The sequence below is a fragment of the Paenibacillus sp. S29 genome (assembly GCF_049319765.1).
Classification (GTDB): Bacteria; Bacillota; Bacilli; order Paenibacillales; family Paenibacillaceae; genus Paenibacillus; species Paenibacillus polymyxa_B.
Genome location: NZ_JBMOUI010000004.1, coordinates 172,666 through 189,000 on the forward strand (window position 1 = coordinate 172,666; position 16,335 = coordinate 189,000).

A 16,335-nucleotide genomic window follows, 5' to 3' on the forward strand; every position below is an offset into this window, starting at 1 on the left:
AGGCGATGACGAGGCCGCGAGTGAAGCTAAAAGTAACTGACGGTCAATGGATAGTGGAATTAGACGGAAATGGGTTGGAAGGCGAATCAACGGGGGGACCTTCCACATATGCTGTCCAATGGACTGGCCCAGCGCCTGTACTGAATCCCGAACAGCGAAAAGCATGGCTGGAGCAGCTAAAAGCAGATCCTTTGGACATCTACCGTTTTTTGCAAGGGGAAACCTGTCTATCGCTGGATGAGATCGTACAGCTAGCAGCTGAGACAGCCACTTCTAGCATGAAAGATGGCGTGGGTGTAGTCGACGATGTGAAGAAAGCTCTTCAAACCGGTCTGGAAAGCGAGCCGCAGACCTGTCTAGAACTGATCGGAATGACACGGGAAGAGCTGCTGGAGTACGTATTCAGTGCTTGGGCCGGGGAGTTATCCCATGTGCAGGGGACATCCCCCGCGCTTGAGTCTACCTCGCGGTCAGAGGGCGGACGCAGCGGATCGGCAGCGATTAGCGAATGGATTGCGGAGTCTGCCGCAGAAGGAGCATTGCATCGTCCCGGTGCGGGCTTTCATGCAATTGAGATTCGTCTGCCGCAGAAACTTGCTCCTAAGAAGGAAGCGGATATTACAGATTTGCTGCCGGGTTTACCCCGTGCGGAAGAGGCATTGAAACTCATACGTGAACGGGTAGCTGAGCGGGCCCGAGCTGCAATCCCGCAAAAACGTCATACTCCGTAACAATTCGGGTATATACTTCCTTTTTCGAGTCTATTCGCCTTCATCGAACGGGATAATGGCTTCGAAGAGTGCCAAAAGTTCAGTTACAATGGGGAAACGAAACAGTCACAGCAAGTCATGCATCAAATGCAATATTGGAGGAGATACCAGCATGAAACGACATATACAACAGACGCGAGCATCTAAGAGATGGACCAAAGCGCTCATTCCGGGGCTGATCCTGCCAGGGTTATTACTGGCAGCCTGCCAGCAGGGAGGATCAGGTGGACAGGAAAGCGAGCCGTTGAAGTCATCTACAGCGGTACAGGAGAATGTACAGCCTTCCGCCCAGCCGGATGCGGGTAATGGCAGCACTAGCGCTGGACGAGCCTCTGCGGGTACAGAAAGTGGACAGGCCGACCCTGTGATGGCGTTGCGAAGCCAGAGTGCGCTGCAAGCCACGGTTAAGGAAGAGGATGGAACTGCGATTGTCACCAATGCGACTTCTGATACAGTCGTTGTGAACAAAAAGCGCAGCTTGCCTGTAGGCTATGTCCCCGATGACCTGGTGGAGCCGCAGGTGCCTTTTTCCTTCGAGGGACCGCATGAAAAGCGGCATTTGCGTAAGGAAGCGGCAGAGGCACTGGAGAAGCTGTTCGACGGTGCGGAAAAAGACGGCATTGAGCTGCGTGCGGTATCGGGATACCGTTCCTATAAGCGTCAGGTATCTATTTTCAACAACAATGTAAAGACAAAGGGGCAGGAATATGCCTCTAAAGTTAGCGCTGTACCGGGTACGAGTGAGCATCAGACAGGTTTGTCCATTGATGTATCCAGTCCAAGCGTGGGTAATGTGCTGGAGCAGTCCTTCGGAGCTTCCAAGGAAGGCGAATGGCTGGAAAAACATGCACCGGAATACGGATTTATTATTCGTTATATGAAGGGTAAGGAAGATGTAACCGGCTATGTGTACGAGCCTTGGCATATCCGTTATGTGGGAATAGACATTGCGGAGGATGTAGCCAAGCAGGGGATGACGCTGGAGGAATATTTCGACGAGAACAATATCAAGCTGTAGCAGTGAAATCCAAGCCGTAATCCTAGGGATTGCGGCTTTTTGTCGTATTTTTCTTCCAAATTGAACCTTTTCAAGGTAGAATCTCGTATAGTGAGCGACGACATAAGCGCTTTGATTTGTTGCAAACCTCATGACAGAAGCGTACAGGAAGGGAAGGGAATCATCATTTATTATTCATTAACGTATCGCGAATGGTCGGAAGACACTCAAAAGGAACTGCGCAGCCTGACACGGGAATCCGTATCGGGAGATGAGCTGTTTCTACGCAAGCTTGTAGACGCTACGCGTCTCCATGACAAACTATGGTCGCATATATCGAATGAAAGTGAGGAACATACGGATCATTCCGTCTATGTGACTGAATTTACAGGGGAACGTGCAAAGCCTTACGGTGCGTCCATCACAGACCTCGTGCTTGCCAGTGAGGGAGGTTACACTTCCACATACAGTGCAATGTACTGGATATGGCATGAACCTGCATTCCGTAGTATGGATCAGCGGGAAGGTTCGGTATTTACTTTGGAGTTGGCCCAACGGCTATTAGATCACTATACAGTACTGGGTGGCAAAACATATGAATTTATATATTCGGTACTGGACCCTCAGCTGAAAAAGGTACATCTGTTTGTGAAGGAGGTCGATCTGTGATGGAGCATTCCTGGGAAAAGATGAAATCCAAGCCCGGCTCTCGTACACGGATGGCGGCTTTTGCCCTGATGTTGGCTGTCCCAGCTGCTCTGACGGGGTGCGGTGACGACGAGTATTATGACTGCGATGAGCTTCCTGTATCGGAACAAACGGCGTGTCGGGATTCAGGCAGCAGCGGGTATTACTATGGCGGATCGACTTATTATAGTGGAGGCTCCTCATACCATAGCAGTCGTTCATCTTCCAGCTCATACCGCAAAAGCTCATCCTCATCTTCCAGCTCACACAGCGGTTTTGGCAGCAGCGGCTCACGCAGCGGCTTTTTCTCTGGGGGTTAAGATGAGCATGCGTACGATTCGGCAATTGCCTTATGAACATGATGAGCTTTTTAAGGGTGAAATCAGCCGTATCATCCCGTATCACCGCATGTATGGCAAATCCTATTGCGTGCCGGCCGTAACGGTATATCGGGAAAGCGAGCTGGCAGAGCTTCAGGTTGCTTCTGAGGCGGTACATCGTATTTATCGCAAGGTTCAGCAATTCGTTCAGCGCTATATGCCGGATGAATACCTGGTGGAACGGTTGGGGATTCATCCGGGCTTGCTGCGTGCTGCACGTATGGAGGCCGAGCCGGATGGGATAACCCGCCAGGACTGGATTGTGGGAGAAGCGGGTATCAAGTGCATTGAGAATAACACCGATACCCCAACCGGGATTCCCGAGGTGGCTTATCTCGAAGGAAAGCTGCTGGAGGTGCTGAGTAGGGATAGAATGTCGGAAGATGACAAAGCACTACATGGACCCTCATCTGGAATGGACGAGGCGATTCAGTCTGCCTTGACGGAGCTCATTCATTTTTATAGTCGCAAGGGATTAGGGACAAAGAAGGTGTATTTTGCTTGCTATGACTGGCACATCGAGGATCAGACGAACACCAAATATATTATGCATTTATGTGAACAAGCCGGATTCGAAGTCGTTTATGCTCCTTTGGAAGAACTGGAGATTATCCCGAATGAAGGATTGTATCACCGGGGAGAGCAGATCCACATTCTCTATCGCCTGTATCCGCTGGAATATCTAATTGATGACCGGGAAGAGAATACGGGACTTGAGGTGGGGCAGGCGCTAATGGATATGGTGGCAGACGGGAAAATAGGATTAATCAACCCGCCACAGCATATCATTACCCAGAGCAAAGGGTTCACCGCAACCGTGTGGTCACTGTATGAGCGCAATGAGCAAACACCAGAGTTCTGTGGCTTTCGTTTGTTTGACGATCGCGAGCTGGAGGTGATACGAACCTACCTGCTGCCTACGTATTTTGAGCCCTCGGTGTTTATGCAAAATAAAGAGCCTTATGTGGCCAAAGGTATATGGGGACGGGAGGGTAAAGGGACGCATTTGATCGAACATCCTCAATCCGAGGAGATGCTGAAAGGCGCCTTGGGAGAGGTTGAACCTGCGGAGATTGACAACCCTGATCTGCTTCACCAAGCTGACGCTCCACGAACGCCTGAGCAGGAGGAAGCCGCACATATTGCCGCTTATTACGAGGGACAGCCTAAGATTTATCAGCGGCTGTGGCCGATGCAGAGTGCAGAGGTACAGACCGACGAAGGATTATTTCATGGCTATGTGTTAACAGGTATATTCGTGATCGGGGGGCGTTTTGCGGGTGTCCTGCCGCGAATCGGTGAAAAGGTAACAGGTGATATGGCCTACTATTGCGCCGCCGCCGTTGCCACCGCACCTCCTAATCCGCACGTTATATAAGCTGAATTAAAAAATGTACAATATTCGAACTTATCTGTTCATTTACAAGTGAGGATTTGGCAAAATCCTGAAGTATCCTAAGGAGGAAGAAAATTGGACTCTTATATCAGTTTGGGCAACGCATTGGGCAATGTAGGTATCGGCCTGCTTATCCTGTTTGCCATCTTAATCGTAGGTTATTTTGTGTTCAGCTTGCTGACACGTTATAACGATAATCAAGAAATCGCACGCGGCAATGAGGCGGCAGGCATCTATATGGGGGCAAAGCTGCTAGGTCTGTGTATCATCGTGGGGATGGTGTCGTACAGCAGTCATTCATGGCTAGATATGCTGACCTGGTCGGCTGTGGGTATTGTAGTGCTGTGTCTGGTCTATGTGATTTTTGATCTGGTGACGCCGCGTACCAAGGTGTGCGAGGAAATTGCCAAAGGCAATGTGGCTTTGGCACAGCTGCTGCGCTCGATCATCGTCGGGGTGTCTTTTGTGGTAGGTACATTTTTGATGTAGTCGACATAGAGAAGGAATACCAAGGATCTGCAATACCGGACAACGGAGCTGCAGATCCTTTTTTTATGGAACATTGTATTCACTGCCCGGCATCAGACTTTCGAATTGAAGGTTGCAACGATCACTTCCTGTGGGGACTATTCTATAAAGCAACGGGTGATACTGCATAGCAAAAGGAATTTGCTACAGAGTTCAAACCAAATAGAAGAGAAGGGAATTCTGAACATATGAGTACCTCCACCTCCCCAACCAAACAAATTCGGATGGGTATCATTGGCCTGGGTCTTATTGCTGAATATCACATAAGATCACTGCACACCATCTCGGGGGTATCTATTGTGGCTGTTAGTGATGTGAATCCCAATCGCCTTCAAGCCATCGGAGAACAATTGCAACTGCCTGCTTCCAAGCGGTACTCCCATTATGAAGCATTAATCCGTGACCCAGAGGTAGATGCGATTCTGTCGCTGACACCCAATGATGTGCATTTTGACATTATTCGTATTGCGCTGGAAGAACACAAAGCTGTACTGGCAGAAAAACCATTGACTCTCACATGGGAAGAAGCGGATCAGTTGAAAAAGCTATATACAGCGAATCCGGTACCTTTGCTGGTTCACTATAAGCATCGTTACGGCGCGGCCTTCCAATATACCAAGCAACTGCTGGATGAGCAAAAGCTGGGCAAAATCTATAACATTCAATTTCGTTATCTAATGGATGCATTTGCGCCGTATCGTCAGCATCCGTATACATGGCGTCACAATTTAGCCAAGGCTGGTTCCGGAGTAGTGGGGGATACAGCCTCACATATCATTGATCTGGCCCGTTTTCTGGTGGGTGAATTTAAAAGTGTCGCAGCGCTGCTACATACCATTACACCCGAGCGGTTCGATCCGATCACGGGTCTGCCTGTAAAAGTGGATGTGGAAGATCTCGCTGCCTTTCATGGCATCGTAGGCGACAATACCGTGGGAACCTTTATCACTCATAAAAATGCCATCGGCATACGGCACGATATCGAAGTCGATATCTATGGAGAACTTGGTACGCTGCACGCCAGCCTCAATAACCCGGAAAGTATCCGCATTGTGCTGCGTGACCTGGAACACCCGGGTGCCGAATACGAGAGTTGGGCTGTCCCTGCAATCTATAATCACACGGCCTATGAAGATTTTGTTGAGCTGGCAAGGGGAAAGTCTGTGGATCGTGCTCCCTTATTCGAGGACGGCTACAAAAACCAGTGGGTACTTGAGAAAATACTGCAATCCTGGAAAGAGAATGGACGTTTAGTAGAAATGTAGGGATGTGAGGGGAGTCGCTGAAATTCCAGCAATGACAAAGAGTATAAACATGCTGTGACCCGCAAGAGGGTTCCTTGGAAAGAGCAGCCATCTTGCGGTTTAGCAATTCAATATCTGTAAAGACATCTTTTTCATCATTTTCACATCGCCACGCTTATATCACTTCAAATCAATCCTGCCTCAATCTTTTCAATAATGGTCAGCAAGAAGGATTCAGCTAAGCTGTTTTTCAAAATAGCTTGCTTGGTTTCCTCCAGTGTAAACCAACGTGCTTGATCTACCTCCGTACTAAGAACATCCAACTGATCGTCATTCACAATGGACACAAAATTCAGCATCAGTGTATTGCTTCGTTCAAAATACTCGCTGCGCATATATTGATACTCATCGACTTGTAATCCTACTTCTTCCTTAACTTCACGCACCAATGTCTGCTCGGCGGATTCACCCTTGTTCACATAACCTGCCAATAAAATGAAGCCTTGAATATTGTACTGCTGTATGAGCAGCACCTTATCTCTCCGACTATTCAATACAGCGGTACTGATCGCAGTGCTGAATATCGGGAAACGAAAGACCTGGCATGTATGACAAAAGGGGATAGGGCCTTCGCCTTCACACTCCTTCACCATCAATTTTGTTCCGCATTCATAGCAATATTTCATGTAAGCTCCACCCTTGTATCCCATTTTTAAAATTGTAAATGTTGCTTTTAATGCCGTGTTTGTACTGCAATACTCATCATCTTAATTCTACGATCATTGTTCTGTCTACGGACGTTTTATTTCTTCGCTTGGTCTTTATCCCTTTTCTTGCTGCGTTCTTGCCCGTCTAGCCCCGATCAGCCGCCAGCCTGTTAACAATGCCGCCACAAGACAGATGGACGCGGACGTCATAAAGACTACATGCATGCCTGACAGAAAAATTTCTGGATGACCCGAGACCAAGCCGGTGACCCGATAACCAGCCTCTTTACTCATAATATAAAAGAGGATCGATGTGGCCAAAGTAATCCCCACAACCATACCGACGTTGCGAACCAGCGAATTGACACTCCCGGCTGAGCCGAGCTGTGTGCGGGGTACCGTAGACATAATCAGCGAGTTGTTCGGCGATTGGAATAAACCACTGCCAATGCCCAGCATGGCAATCCACAGACCCACGAGCGGGATAGAGCTGCCTGCATGCAATTGGGCCAATCCAATTTGGGCAATAACCATAACGACCAGCCCGGCGAATGTGAGCAGTTCAGATCCGATTTTATCGGAAAGCGCACCGCTGAGAGGGGCCACAATAACCATCGAGATGGGGAGCAGCATCAGCAGGAACCCGGCATGAAAAGGCGACAAGTTCAGCATATTCTGCGCATAAAAGGGCGAAATGATGTTAAAGCAAAAGTTAGCGACGAACACCAGAAAAGCACACAAAATACTGAGCGAAAATAACGGATTTTTGAATAGCGCGAGCTGTAAGAGCGGCCCAGGACGACGAAGTTCCAACCTAATGAACATGGCAAAAGCAACTACAGCCACCACCAGCGAAGCAACGATACGTTTGTCGCCATACCCGACCTGCTGTCCCAGCAACAATCCGACGAACAAAGTGAGAATAAAAATAGCAAATACCAAGCTACCGGGAACGTCAATTTTATCTTTCACCTTGATCAAATCCTTCGGCAGAAGCTTCCAGCCAAGAAAGACAGCGACCAGCCCTACCGGTACATTGACCCAGAAAATGTACTGCCAGCCCAGCGACGAGACAATAATACCGCCCAAGCTTGGCCCGGCGATACTGCCCAGAGAAACGAAGGTTCCAATGAGGCCAAGTGCTTTGCCCCGTTCATTGGACGGGAAGATATCTGTCACGATCCCCTGGCTGTTCGCCATGGTCATGGACGCTCCAAATGCTTGAATAATACGGGAAATCAGCAGCATAGAAAGCGAAGAGCTAAGACCGCACATTAGGGAGCCAAGAATGAATACGATTGTGCCGATTTTGAATATTTTGATTTTACCGACGATATCTCCAAGCTTGCCAAAAAATAAGATAGCGGTACATATCGCCATTAAATAGGCGGTTGTCACCCATTCAATCTGTGCCACGGGTAAATGTAACGTGCGAGACAACACAGGAAGAGCGATATTGACGATGCTTCCATCCAATGTGGACATAAATGTAAACAGATTCAAAACAATTAAAATCAGCCAACGTTTCTTCTGGACTTCGATATTCTCTTGATAGGTTGTAGCCGTTGTAGCAGTTGAACTCATCATTACACCTCGTTATCGTTAACAATTTCTATTTAGTTGCACGCGCAACTAAATGAACGGTTCTAGTGTACAGCAAATTAGTTGCGTGCGCAACAATATTGTTGTAAACTTTGCTTTGGTCCCAACTGGGGATTTGTCATTTTCAAGCCAATGAGGTGTATTTGATGAGAAAAAAACCGATTGGAAAGCTAATTTCCCACTTGTACCGTCGAAATCAAAAAATACTGTCCAAAAAACTGGGTCCTTACGGAATCGGCAGTGGAGGACAACACAGCTTTTTAAAGCTCATTTTGCAGCGACCGGGCATTACACAAGAGCAGTTGACGAATGAACTTAAATTTGACAAGGCAACCACGGCACGCTCTGTGAAACAATTGGAGGAATCAGGCTATATTGAACGGAAAACGGACCCAAATGACCGCCGTTCCTATCTTGTATCTCCCACGGCCAAAGCGTTAGAGTTTGCCCCTGTCTTACAAGGAATATTGGACGAGCTCAATGTCAGCCTTGTCCATAAACTATCCGAAGAGGAAGAGGATCTTCTTATCGACTTACTGCAAAAGATTAGTATAGACCCTGACGAATAAACAAATAAACAAATAAGGAGTTAGCCAGAGGATCGTGGCAGGTAAAAGAAAAAGCAGCCCTCACAGAGGATACTCTGTGAGAACTGCTTGATACCGCTCATTCAGTCCATGCCAATTCCTTTGAACGCATTCATGACTAATTGTCGCACATAGGAATCGTCTAATGGATAACCAGTTACCAGCAATCGATAAAAAACGGGCCCATAAATGAGATCGATACATAATTCAATATCGAGATTTTCCTTCAATTCTCCGCGCTCTATTCCGCGCTCAATAAGAAGCCTGGCCTCAAGTCGCCGAGGGTGGAAATATCGGGTTCGGTATGCCTCTGACAATCCTGAATCAAGTTGCCCTTCGCCTATTAACTCCGTAATGATTTTACCCTCTCGGCTTATTAAGAACCGCACTAAATTCGTGGCATGAATGAGAATGTCATCTAATACACAACCCGTGTCGGGCACGGGCAATCTTGCTATGGTGGCTGACAGGAAACCATCCATCACTACGGCAGCTTTGTTAGGCCACCATTTATAAATGGTGGCTTTGCTAACTTTTGCTCGCTCAGCAATTTTTTCTACCGTAACCGCCCCAAAGCCTTGCTCCAACAGTAGATCATAGGAAGTGTTAAGGATAGATTTTTGCGTCTCGACATTACGTGGACGTCCTCTTTTGCTCTGCACTGGAATGCTCACCTTCTTAACAGATATAAGTAAACGCGAAAAATAAACTATACGTTCAGTATATCAAATATCATGCGAGAATAAAAAGTTGAATTTGCCTATTTACAAAACGAAACGTTCAGTATATTATTTGATTATCGAATTAATGAACTATACGTTTAGTATTTGAAATAATGAGGAGGATTATTATGCAAAGAGAACAACAAGCCTTAAAAAGTAACCGTATCTCAAATTGGATGATGTTTTTGTTGGCAGCCGCATGCGGCCTTATTGTTGCCAACCTGTACTATACTCAAACCCTTGTAGGACCTATTCACGTTGCTATGGGTCTTTCTTCTACAGCAGCGGGCTTCATTGTCACCTTAACTCAAATCGGTTATGTGGTAGGTTTGCTATTTATCGTACCGCTCAGCGACATTATTGAAAATCGACGGCTCATGGTCATATCGCTAATTATCACAGTCTGTGCATTGGTTGTTGCCGCTTTTGCCACCAATGCCCCGTTGTTCCTGACCGCATCCTTATTCATTGGAATTGGATCTGTGGTAGCCCAGATACTGGTGCCGTACGCCACCTATTTAGCATCCGAAGAGCAGCGCGGCCGCGTTGTTGGGAATGTCATGAGCGGACTCTTGCTAGGCATTATGTTCGCACGGCCAGTAGCAAGCTTTATCACCAGCATCTGGGGATGGCAAGCCGTATTTATTTTGTCAGCCATTGTCTTGACGCTGTTGACGATTCTGCTCTCACGAGCTCTTCCAGAGCGCAAGCCTGTGCCTACGGTATCTTACAGTAAATTAATTTTCTCGCTAGGCACTCTTTTAAAACAAACGCCTGCACTGCGCCGTCGTGCCCTGTATCAAGCCTGCCTATTTGGTGCCTTCAGCCTATTTTGGACTGTTGTTCCTCTACGTTTGGCGGATGATTTCGGAATGTCTCAACAAGGGATTGCATTGTTTGCTTTAGTAGGCGTAGGCGGTGCAGTAGCTGCCCCGATTGCCGGGAGATTGGCTGATAAAGGTTGGAGCAAAGGTTTAACCGGGTTAGCTATGATCATTGCAGCCTTGTCTTTTTTGCTCATTTATCTTTTTCAAAGTCATTCGACGGTTGCACTCGTACTTCTCTTTATTTCAGCGATTACACTGGATATGGCTGTATCGGGAAATCTTGTACTTGGACAGCGTGTGATTTACTCCTTGGGGAGTGAGGCGAGGGGGCGTCTGAACGGATTATTCATGTCGATTTTTTTCATAGGCGGAGCGATTGGATCATCATTAGGTGGTTGGTCGTATGCGTTAGGAGGTTGGAATTTTAGTTCTCTGATTGGAGTCGTCCTGCCTGTGCTGGCTTTGCTGTACTTTTTCACTGAGAAAGAAACGAGTGGAGACGTGCGAAAGAAACAAACCATCTGATAGAGGTCGGCTTTAAGCTATGCCGTACGCAAAAACATAATCATTAAAATGGCTGTTCCCAAGAGAAAACAAAGGGGCGAGTAGAGCACAGTGTCCCACTTTGCAAAAACAGTTCCTTTTTTTCTCTTGAAGAACCCTACCCATTTGAAATCTCCTATAGAACGTAAAATAAATACGCACGACAACAAGCCTGCACCGTAGGAATGAAAGGTACTGAAAAACGGCTCAAAGAGCAAAGCCGTTCCTGTGCTTGGGATCGCTGCCTTTGCACCTTTTTGTCCGCCGAATACCCAATAGGAGGCATGAAATTACATAAACGCCCACTTGAAATACCTGCGAATTTGATCTATAATGCTGTAGCATATAGTGATATTCAAGGCATTGACCAAAGACATGATTTCCTTGAAGGGCCGTTCAGAGAGAAAAGACGAGGCTGAGAGCTTTTCCGGCAACCGCATGTGAAGTTACCCCTTTGTAGCCGTGACGTTGAACATGTAGCTGTGCAATCTGGCAGTAACATCAGTAAGCGCCTACCGCTTTATCCCCGTTAACGGATACCAATGGAGGGTCACGCATGTCGTGCATGAGCATGTTCCGATGAACATAAATGTACGCACAGGAGCGGGCCGAACTAGGGTGGAACCACGAGCTGAACGCACTCGTCCCTTGAGGGAGAGAGGCGTTTTTTTTGCGTTCAATTTTGATATAGAACACAATTTGAAATGGAGGCTTTAATCGTGAGTATTCAAGTGAAATTGCCAGATGGAGCCGTACGCGAGTACGAGCAGGGCGTAACAATTGCCGACGTGGCGGGTTCGATCAGCTCCGGGCTGAAAAAGAACGCCGTAGCAGGTAAAGTGAACGGGAAGGCTGTAGATCTGAACACCGTTTTGGATCAGAACGTTGACCTTGAAATCATTACGCTGGATGGTGTAGACGGTCTGGAAATTTATCGTCACAGTACAGCGCATTTGCTCGCTCAGGCGCTCAAACGCATTTACGGTGAGAAAAACGTGAAACTGGGTATCGGTCCGGTCATCGACAGCGGCTTCTACTATGACATTGATATCGAAAACCCATTGTCTGTTGACGACTTGGCCAAAATCGAGAAGGAAATGACGAAGATCGCACAGGAAAATCTGCCGATTACACGTCGTGTGGTCAGCCGTGAGGAAGCCACTCGTATTTTTGGAGAGTTGGAAGATCCACTGAAGCTGGAACTGATTCGTGATTTACCGGAAGAAGCGGAAATTACAATCTATGATCAAGGCGAATTTTTTGACCTGTGTCGTGGCCCGCATTTGCCATCAACTGGCCGCATCAAAGCTTTTAAACTGTTGAGTGTAGCGGGCGCATACTGGAGAGGCGATTCCAACAACAAGATGCTGCAACGTATCTACGGAACAGCATTCCCGAAAAAAGCACAACTGGATGAGCACCTGCATTTGCTGGAGGAAGCGAAAAAACGCGACCATCGCAAGCTGGGTAAAGAGCTGGAACTGTTCATGTTCTCCGAAGAAGCACCGGGCATGCCGTTCTACCTGCCTAAAGGTATGGTTGTCCGCACTGCATTGGAAGATTACTCCCGTGACATTCAACGTCTGCATGGCTATGAGGAAGTACGTACACCGCTGATGATGAACAACCGTCTGTGGGAACAATCGGGACACTATGAGCATTACAAGGAAAACATGTACTTCTCCGAAGTGGATGAAACTACATTTGCTCTGAAACCGATGAACTGCCCAGGGCATATGCTTGTGTTTAAAAATGAGCTTCACTCTTACCGCGATCTGCCAATTCGTATAGCCGAATTTGGACAAGTGCATCGCCATGAGCTGTCCGGCGCGTTGAACGGTATGATGCGTGTTCGTACATTCTGTCAGGATGATGCGCATATTTTCGTCACACCAGGTCAGATTGAACAAGAAATTACAGACGTAATTAAGCTGATTAACGAAATGTATAGTGTGTTTGGCTTTGACTTCACAGTGGAATTGTCCACACGTCCAGATGACTTTATGGGCGAGCCAGCACTGTGGGATCAAGCGGAACAAGCTCTGCAAAACGTGCTGGATCACCTGGGCATCAACTACCGTATTAATGCGGGAGATGGAGCATTCTACGGTCCGAAAATTGACTTCCACATTCTCGATGCGCTCAAACGCAGCTGGCAGTGCGGAACGATCCAATTGGACTTCCAAATGCCTGAAAAATTCGACCTCACTTATGTGGGCGAGGACAACCAGAAGCACCGTCCAGTCGTTATTCACCGTGCCATCTATGGTTCGATTGACCGCTTCATGGGCATCCTGACTGAGCATTTTACAGGTGCATTCCCATTGTGGTTGGCTCCTGTTCATGCGAAGCTGTTGCCAGTATCCGAGAACTATATCGAGACTGCTAATGAGATACAGGATGCGTTGCTGAAAGCAGGTCTGCGCGTCGAAGTGGATACTCGCAATGAGAAGCTTGGTTATAAAATCCGCGAGGCGCAATTGGAGAAGGTTCCATATATGTTCGTTATCGGGGAAAATGAAAAAACAACCGGTACTGTAGCGGTTCGTAAACGCGGCGAAGGCGATCTGGGATCACTCAGCATTGCAGATATCGTTGAGAAAATCAGCACAGAGATTCGCGAGAAACAGTAATATTTGATCAGAAAATGTGTAAAAGAGCCATCAAAACCATGATGAACGTGGTTTTGATGGCTCTTTTTTGTACATTACAAAATTAATAAGTTTTAGAGAAGCTAAGCCAAGCAGAAGCTCTGTTGCACTTGGTTTGAGAATTCGTCATATGTATATGAATTGTGTACTGATTGTATTGCAATTATGTATTATAATGGAATGAATAGAAGTAGAATGCTTCAATTACAATTTTATGTTTTTGTCGTATGTGACACTCATTTTTAAGAGAGTAGGTGAAATTAGCAAATGTATAAAATTCTTATTATTGAAAGCGATGAGAATTTGTGTAAAGAACTTGTGAAATCTTTAACTGAAAACAACCTAGCTGTGGAATTCACACATTCGGGAAAAGAAAGTTTGTTAAGATTTTCAAGAGGTAAATATATTTTAATTGTGTTGGATGTTAAGCTAAACGATATAGACGGATTTGAGGTATTACAAAAGATAAGAACAGCTAGTTGTGTGCCTGTTTTGATGTTAAATGCTAAAAATGATCTGGTTGAAAATGTCTGCGCATTGAGGCTAGGGGCAGATGATTATATGACCAAACCCTTTGAAAGAAATGAATTCGTTGCAAGGATTCAATCTTTAATAAGACGTTATACCGTGTTAAACAATGTATCCACGCTTGAAAAAAAATTAGTTTTTAATTCGCTAGAAATAGATCCTAATAAACGAGTTGTTGTTATAGATGGGAGAAATGTTGAATTGCAAGCTAAGGAATTTGATATTTTATTCTATTTGGCCCAAAATTGTAATCGTATTTACACTAAGAAGCAAATATATGAAGAAGTATGGAAAAGAGAATACATGTATGATGATAACAATATCATGTCACATATTAGCAAAATCCGCAAACAAATTGAAAAGAGCTCAGCGAATATACAAAATATTAAAGGAGTTGGATATCGTTTTGTTGAAGGTGAATAGCGATGAATAACATGTCTGTTAGATGACTGCTACAAACAACAGTAAGGAGCGAATGTGATGGGAGATCAGGCTGGAGAGATGAATCATACAATCCTGATTATTGATGATGACAAGGATCTGTGCAAGTTACTGGAAAAGTGTGTTGGCAAGGAAAATATAAACGCTGTAATCTGCCATAACGGCAATGATGGCCTCAGATCGCTCCTACATACAGAATTTCAATTGATTGTGCTTGATATCATGATGCCAGAAATAGACGGATTTGATACACTTGCAAAAATTAGAGAGATCAGTCAGGTTCCCGTGCTCATGTTGACTTCTAAAGTAGAAAATAGAGATAAAGTGCATGGACTACGTATAGGCGCTGATGATTATATGACTAAGCCTTTTGATGTGGACGAATTTATCGCCCGAGTCCTGTCACTGATTCGTAGGTATACCATGTTTAATTTTTCTCCCGCAGAGGGCTTAAAGAGGCTTATTTTTCAAGGACTTACTATTGAATTAGAAACTTTTATCGTATTGGTTAATGAAGAAGAGGTAGAGCTTCCGGTCAAAGAGTTTGAAATTTTGTGTTATCTTGCCGAGAACCAGGGGAAAGTCCTTACGAAGCAGCAGATTTATGAACGGGTGTGGCAAGAACAATACGCATATGATGATGCCAATATTATGGGATATATCAGCCGATTAAGGAAGAAAATTGAATTGGATGCCAATAATCCAACCTATATTCAGACCGTAAAAGGTATGGGCTATCGGTTCAATCGTGGAGTGTAGGAATGAAATTAATATTGTTTCTTATCATAGGTACTTTATGTACGATTACTGTGTGGATGTTGGCGAGGCATCGGCGTATTATGAGCAAATTAAATGAAGTTGATGAAACACTGACTGATATTGCGGCAGGGAACAAGGACCGTAAAATTCTTGCTGCTCCCAATGATATCACTTCCTCAATCTGTTATAAAATCAATGAGATTGTATATGATCTTCATGCTCAAATTATTGAATTAAAACGGGCGGAAGAGCTGAACAAGCAATTGATGACTAGTCTGTCCCATGACGTCCGCACACCTTTAACTACGCTTATTGGCTACCTGGATGCGGTGAATAAAGAGATTGTTGTAGAGGATGAAAGAGAAGAGTTCATCGAAATAGCACGTCTGAAATCACACGATTTGAAAGAGTACGTGGATAAACTTTTTGAATGGTCCAAGCTTCGTTCGGATGAAGAAACATTTGTGCTGCATAACGTGGAACTAACAGAGCTGACCCGTACTATTCTGCAAGATTGGTTACCTGTATTTGAAAGTATCCCTATGAAATATGACATTACCATTCCAGAACAACAGATTATGATTCAGATAGATAAGGATGCTTATTTCCGCATTATAAACAATTTAATTCAAAATGTAGTAGATCATAGCGGAGCCAGCTGTATTTCGATTCATGTTGCTGTACAAGGCACAAATGCAGCTATCGTAGTTGAGGATAATGGGAAAGGGGTTTTGAAACAGGATTTGCCGTTTATATTTTCTCGGCTGTACAAAATAGATGGTAAATATTCCCATAAAGGTAGCGGATTAGGGCTTTCTATTGTACAACAACTTGTAAAAAAGCTCAAAGGAACAATTAACGTTCAAAGTGAACCAAATCAAAAAACCGAATTCAAGATATGTCTTCCATTGGTGAAATAAATAAATGTTCGTTTTTCTGAAGGGTCCTTACTTTTGTAGGGACTCT

The 16,335-nt window shown here is 45.5% G+C and carries 17 protein-coding genes; 13 read left to right on the forward strand and 4 right to left on the reverse strand.

What is annotated here, in order from left to right; genetic code table 11:
- Nucleotides 1-5: 5 nt before the first annotated feature.
- The 7 genes from ACL9RM_RS08555 (at nt 6) to ACL9RM_RS08585 (ending at nt 6,023) form a co-directional block, all read left to right on the forward strand.
- Entirely contained in the window at nt 6-731 is a 726-nt protein-coding gene (locus ACL9RM_RS08555) for a phosphoribosylglycinamide synthetase (RefSeq protein WP_250267330.1), read from the forward strand.
- A gap of 151 nt (nt 732-882) precedes the next feature.
- Nucleotides 883-1,788, forward strand: coding sequence for a M15 family metallopeptidase (locus ACL9RM_RS08560; RefSeq protein WP_250267331.1), 906 nt, complete (start codon nt 883-885; stop codon nt 1,786-1,788).
- 90 nt (nt 1,789-1,878) lie between these two features.
- Complete coding sequence (locus ACL9RM_RS08565) at nt 1,879-2,436, forward strand: hypothetical protein (RefSeq protein WP_231109444.1); 558 nt, start codon at nt 1,879-1,881, stop codon at nt 2,434-2,436.
- Entirely contained in the window at nt 2,436-2,774 is a 339-nt protein-coding gene (locus tag ACL9RM_RS08570) for a hypothetical protein (RefSeq protein ID WP_023986799.1), read from the forward strand. Before ACL9RM_RS08565 ends, ACL9RM_RS08570 begins: the two co-directional genes overlap by 1 nt.
- Before the next feature lies 1 nt (nt 2,775).
- Nucleotides 2,776-4,212, forward strand: a complete 1,437-nt coding sequence (locus ACL9RM_RS08575) for a glutathionylspermidine synthase family protein (RefSeq protein WP_250267332.1) — start codon at nt 2,776-2,778, stop codon at nt 4,210-4,212.
- A 93-nt stretch (nt 4,213-4,305) separates the two neighbouring features.
- The gene (locus tag ACL9RM_RS08580; protein ID WP_254326948.1) at nt 4,306-4,719 is read left to right on the forward strand and encodes a DUF350 domain-containing protein; all 414 of its coding nucleotides are present in this window, start codon (nt 4,306-4,308) and stop codon (nt 4,717-4,719) included.
- Nucleotides 4,720-4,946: 227 nt separating this feature from the next.
- Complete coding sequence (locus tag ACL9RM_RS08585; RefSeq protein WP_414126286.1) at nt 4,947-6,023, forward strand: Gfo/Idh/MocA family protein; 1,077 nt, start codon at nt 4,947-4,949, stop codon at nt 6,021-6,023.
- 164 nt (nt 6,024-6,187) lie between these two features.
- Here ACL9RM_RS08585 and ACL9RM_RS08590 read toward each other — a convergent pair whose 3' ends face one another.
- Nucleotides 6,188-6,688, reverse strand: coding sequence for an NAD(+) diphosphatase (locus ACL9RM_RS08590; RefSeq protein ID WP_414126285.1), 501 nt, complete (start codon nt 6,686-6,688; stop codon nt 6,188-6,190).
- 135 nt (nt 6,689-6,823) lie between these two features.
- The gene (locus ACL9RM_RS08595; RefSeq protein ID WP_414126305.1) at nt 6,824-8,293 is read right to left on the reverse strand and encodes an MFS transporter; all 1,470 of its coding nucleotides are present in this window, start codon (nt 8,291-8,293) and stop codon (nt 6,824-6,826) included.
- A gap of 164 nt (nt 8,294-8,457) precedes the next feature.
- Between ACL9RM_RS08595 and ACL9RM_RS08600 the strand changes: the two genes are divergently transcribed.
- On the forward strand, nt 8,458-8,880 hold the full coding sequence (locus ACL9RM_RS08600; RefSeq protein WP_061829988.1) for a MarR family winged helix-turn-helix transcriptional regulator: 423 nt from the start codon (nt 8,458-8,460) through the stop codon (nt 8,878-8,880).
- A 101-nt stretch (nt 8,881-8,981) separates the two neighbouring features.
- On the opposite strand, the gene ACL9RM_RS08605 is transcribed toward ACL9RM_RS08600, so the two are convergent.
- Nucleotides 8,982-9,560, reverse strand: a complete 579-nt coding sequence (locus ACL9RM_RS08605; RefSeq protein WP_414126284.1) for a TetR/AcrR family transcriptional regulator — start codon at nt 9,558-9,560, stop codon at nt 8,982-8,984.
- Nucleotides 9,561-9,748: 188 nt separating this feature from the next.
- On the opposite strand from ACL9RM_RS08605, the gene ACL9RM_RS08610 reads away from it, so the two are divergent.
- Nucleotides 9,749-10,972 carry an MFS transporter gene (locus ACL9RM_RS08610; protein ID WP_414126283.1) on the forward strand — a complete coding sequence of 408 codons (1,224 nt, stop codon included), beginning with the start codon at nt 9,749-9,751 and terminating at the stop codon, nt 10,970-10,972.
- Between the two features lie 17 nt (nt 10,973-10,989).
- Here the strand turns inward: ACL9RM_RS08610 and ACL9RM_RS08615 are convergent, their stop codons facing one another.
- The gene (locus ACL9RM_RS08615; RefSeq protein ID WP_250262130.1) at nt 10,990-11,229 is read right to left on the reverse strand and encodes a DUF3995 domain-containing protein; all 240 of its coding nucleotides are present in this window, start codon (nt 11,227-11,229) and stop codon (nt 10,990-10,992) included.
- Between the two features lie 480 nt (nt 11,230-11,709).
- Here ACL9RM_RS08615 and thrS point away from each other — a divergent pair, with 480 nt between their 5' ends.
- The 4 genes from thrS to ACL9RM_RS08635 all read left to right on the forward strand — a co-directional run bounded on the left by thrS (nt 11,710) and on the right by ACL9RM_RS08635 (nt 16,289).
- The gene (gene thrS, locus ACL9RM_RS08620) at nt 11,710-13,623 is read left to right on the forward strand and encodes a threonine--tRNA ligase (RefSeq protein ID WP_414126282.1); all 1,914 of its coding nucleotides are present in this window, start codon (nt 11,710-11,712) and stop codon (nt 13,621-13,623) included.
- Between the two features lie 285 nt (nt 13,624-13,908).
- A complete protein-coding gene (locus ACL9RM_RS08625; protein ID WP_250267336.1) occupies nt 13,909-14,592 on the forward strand; it encodes a response regulator transcription factor in 684 nt (227 codons plus the stop codon).
- Nucleotides 14,593-14,649: 57 nt separating this feature from the next.
- A complete protein-coding gene (locus ACL9RM_RS08630) occupies nt 14,650-15,369 on the forward strand; it encodes a response regulator transcription factor (RefSeq protein WP_414126281.1) in 720 nt (239 codons plus the stop codon).
- Between the two features lie 2 nt (nt 15,370-15,371).
- Entirely contained in the window at nt 15,372-16,289 is a 918-nt protein-coding gene (locus ACL9RM_RS08635) for a sensor histidine kinase (RefSeq protein WP_250267337.1), read from the forward strand.
- Nucleotides 16,290-16,335 lie beyond the last annotated feature (46 nt).

Coding starts and splice junctions, on each gene's coding strand:
- ACL9RM_RS08570 (WP_023986799.1), top strand. CDS start 2,436: ATGGAGCATTCCTGGGAAAAGATGAAATCCAAGCCCGGCTCTCGTACA.
- ACL9RM_RS08600 (WP_061829988.1), top strand. CDS start 8,458: ATGAGAAAAAAACCGATTGGAAAGCTAATTTCCCACTTGTACCGTCGA.
- ACL9RM_RS08610 (WP_414126283.1), top strand. CDS start 9,749: ATGCAAAGAGAACAACAAGCCTTAAAAAGTAACCGTATCTCAAATTGG.
- ACL9RM_RS08625 (WP_250267336.1), top strand. CDS start 13,909: ATGTATAAAATTCTTATTATTGAAAGCGATGAGAATTTGTGTAAAGAA.
- ACL9RM_RS08585 (WP_414126286.1), top strand. CDS start 4,947: ATGAGTACCTCCACCTCCCCAACCAAACAAATTCGGATGGGTATCATT.
- ACL9RM_RS08560 (WP_250267331.1), top strand. CDS start 883: ATGAAACGACATATACAACAGACGCGAGCATCTAAGAGATGGACCAAA.
- ACL9RM_RS08630 (WP_414126281.1), top strand. CDS start 14,650: ATGGGAGATCAGGCTGGAGAGATGAATCATACAATCCTGATTATTGAT.
- ACL9RM_RS08575 (WP_250267332.1), top strand. CDS start 2,776: ATGAGCATGCGTACGATTCGGCAATTGCCTTATGAACATGATGAGCTT.
- ACL9RM_RS08595 (WP_414126305.1), bottom strand. CDS start 8,293: ATGAGTTCAACTGCTACAACGGCTACAACCTATCAAGAGAATATCGAA.
- ACL9RM_RS08635 (WP_250267337.1), top strand. CDS start 15,372: ATGAAATTAATATTGTTTCTTATCATAGGTACTTTATGTACGATTACT.
- ACL9RM_RS08590 (WP_414126285.1), bottom strand. CDS start 6,688: ATGAAATATTGCTATGAATGCGGAACAAAATTGATGGTGAAGGAGTGT.
- ACL9RM_RS08555 (WP_250267330.1), top strand. CDS start 6: ATGACGAGGCCGCGAGTGAAGCTAAAAGTAACTGACGGTCAATGGATA.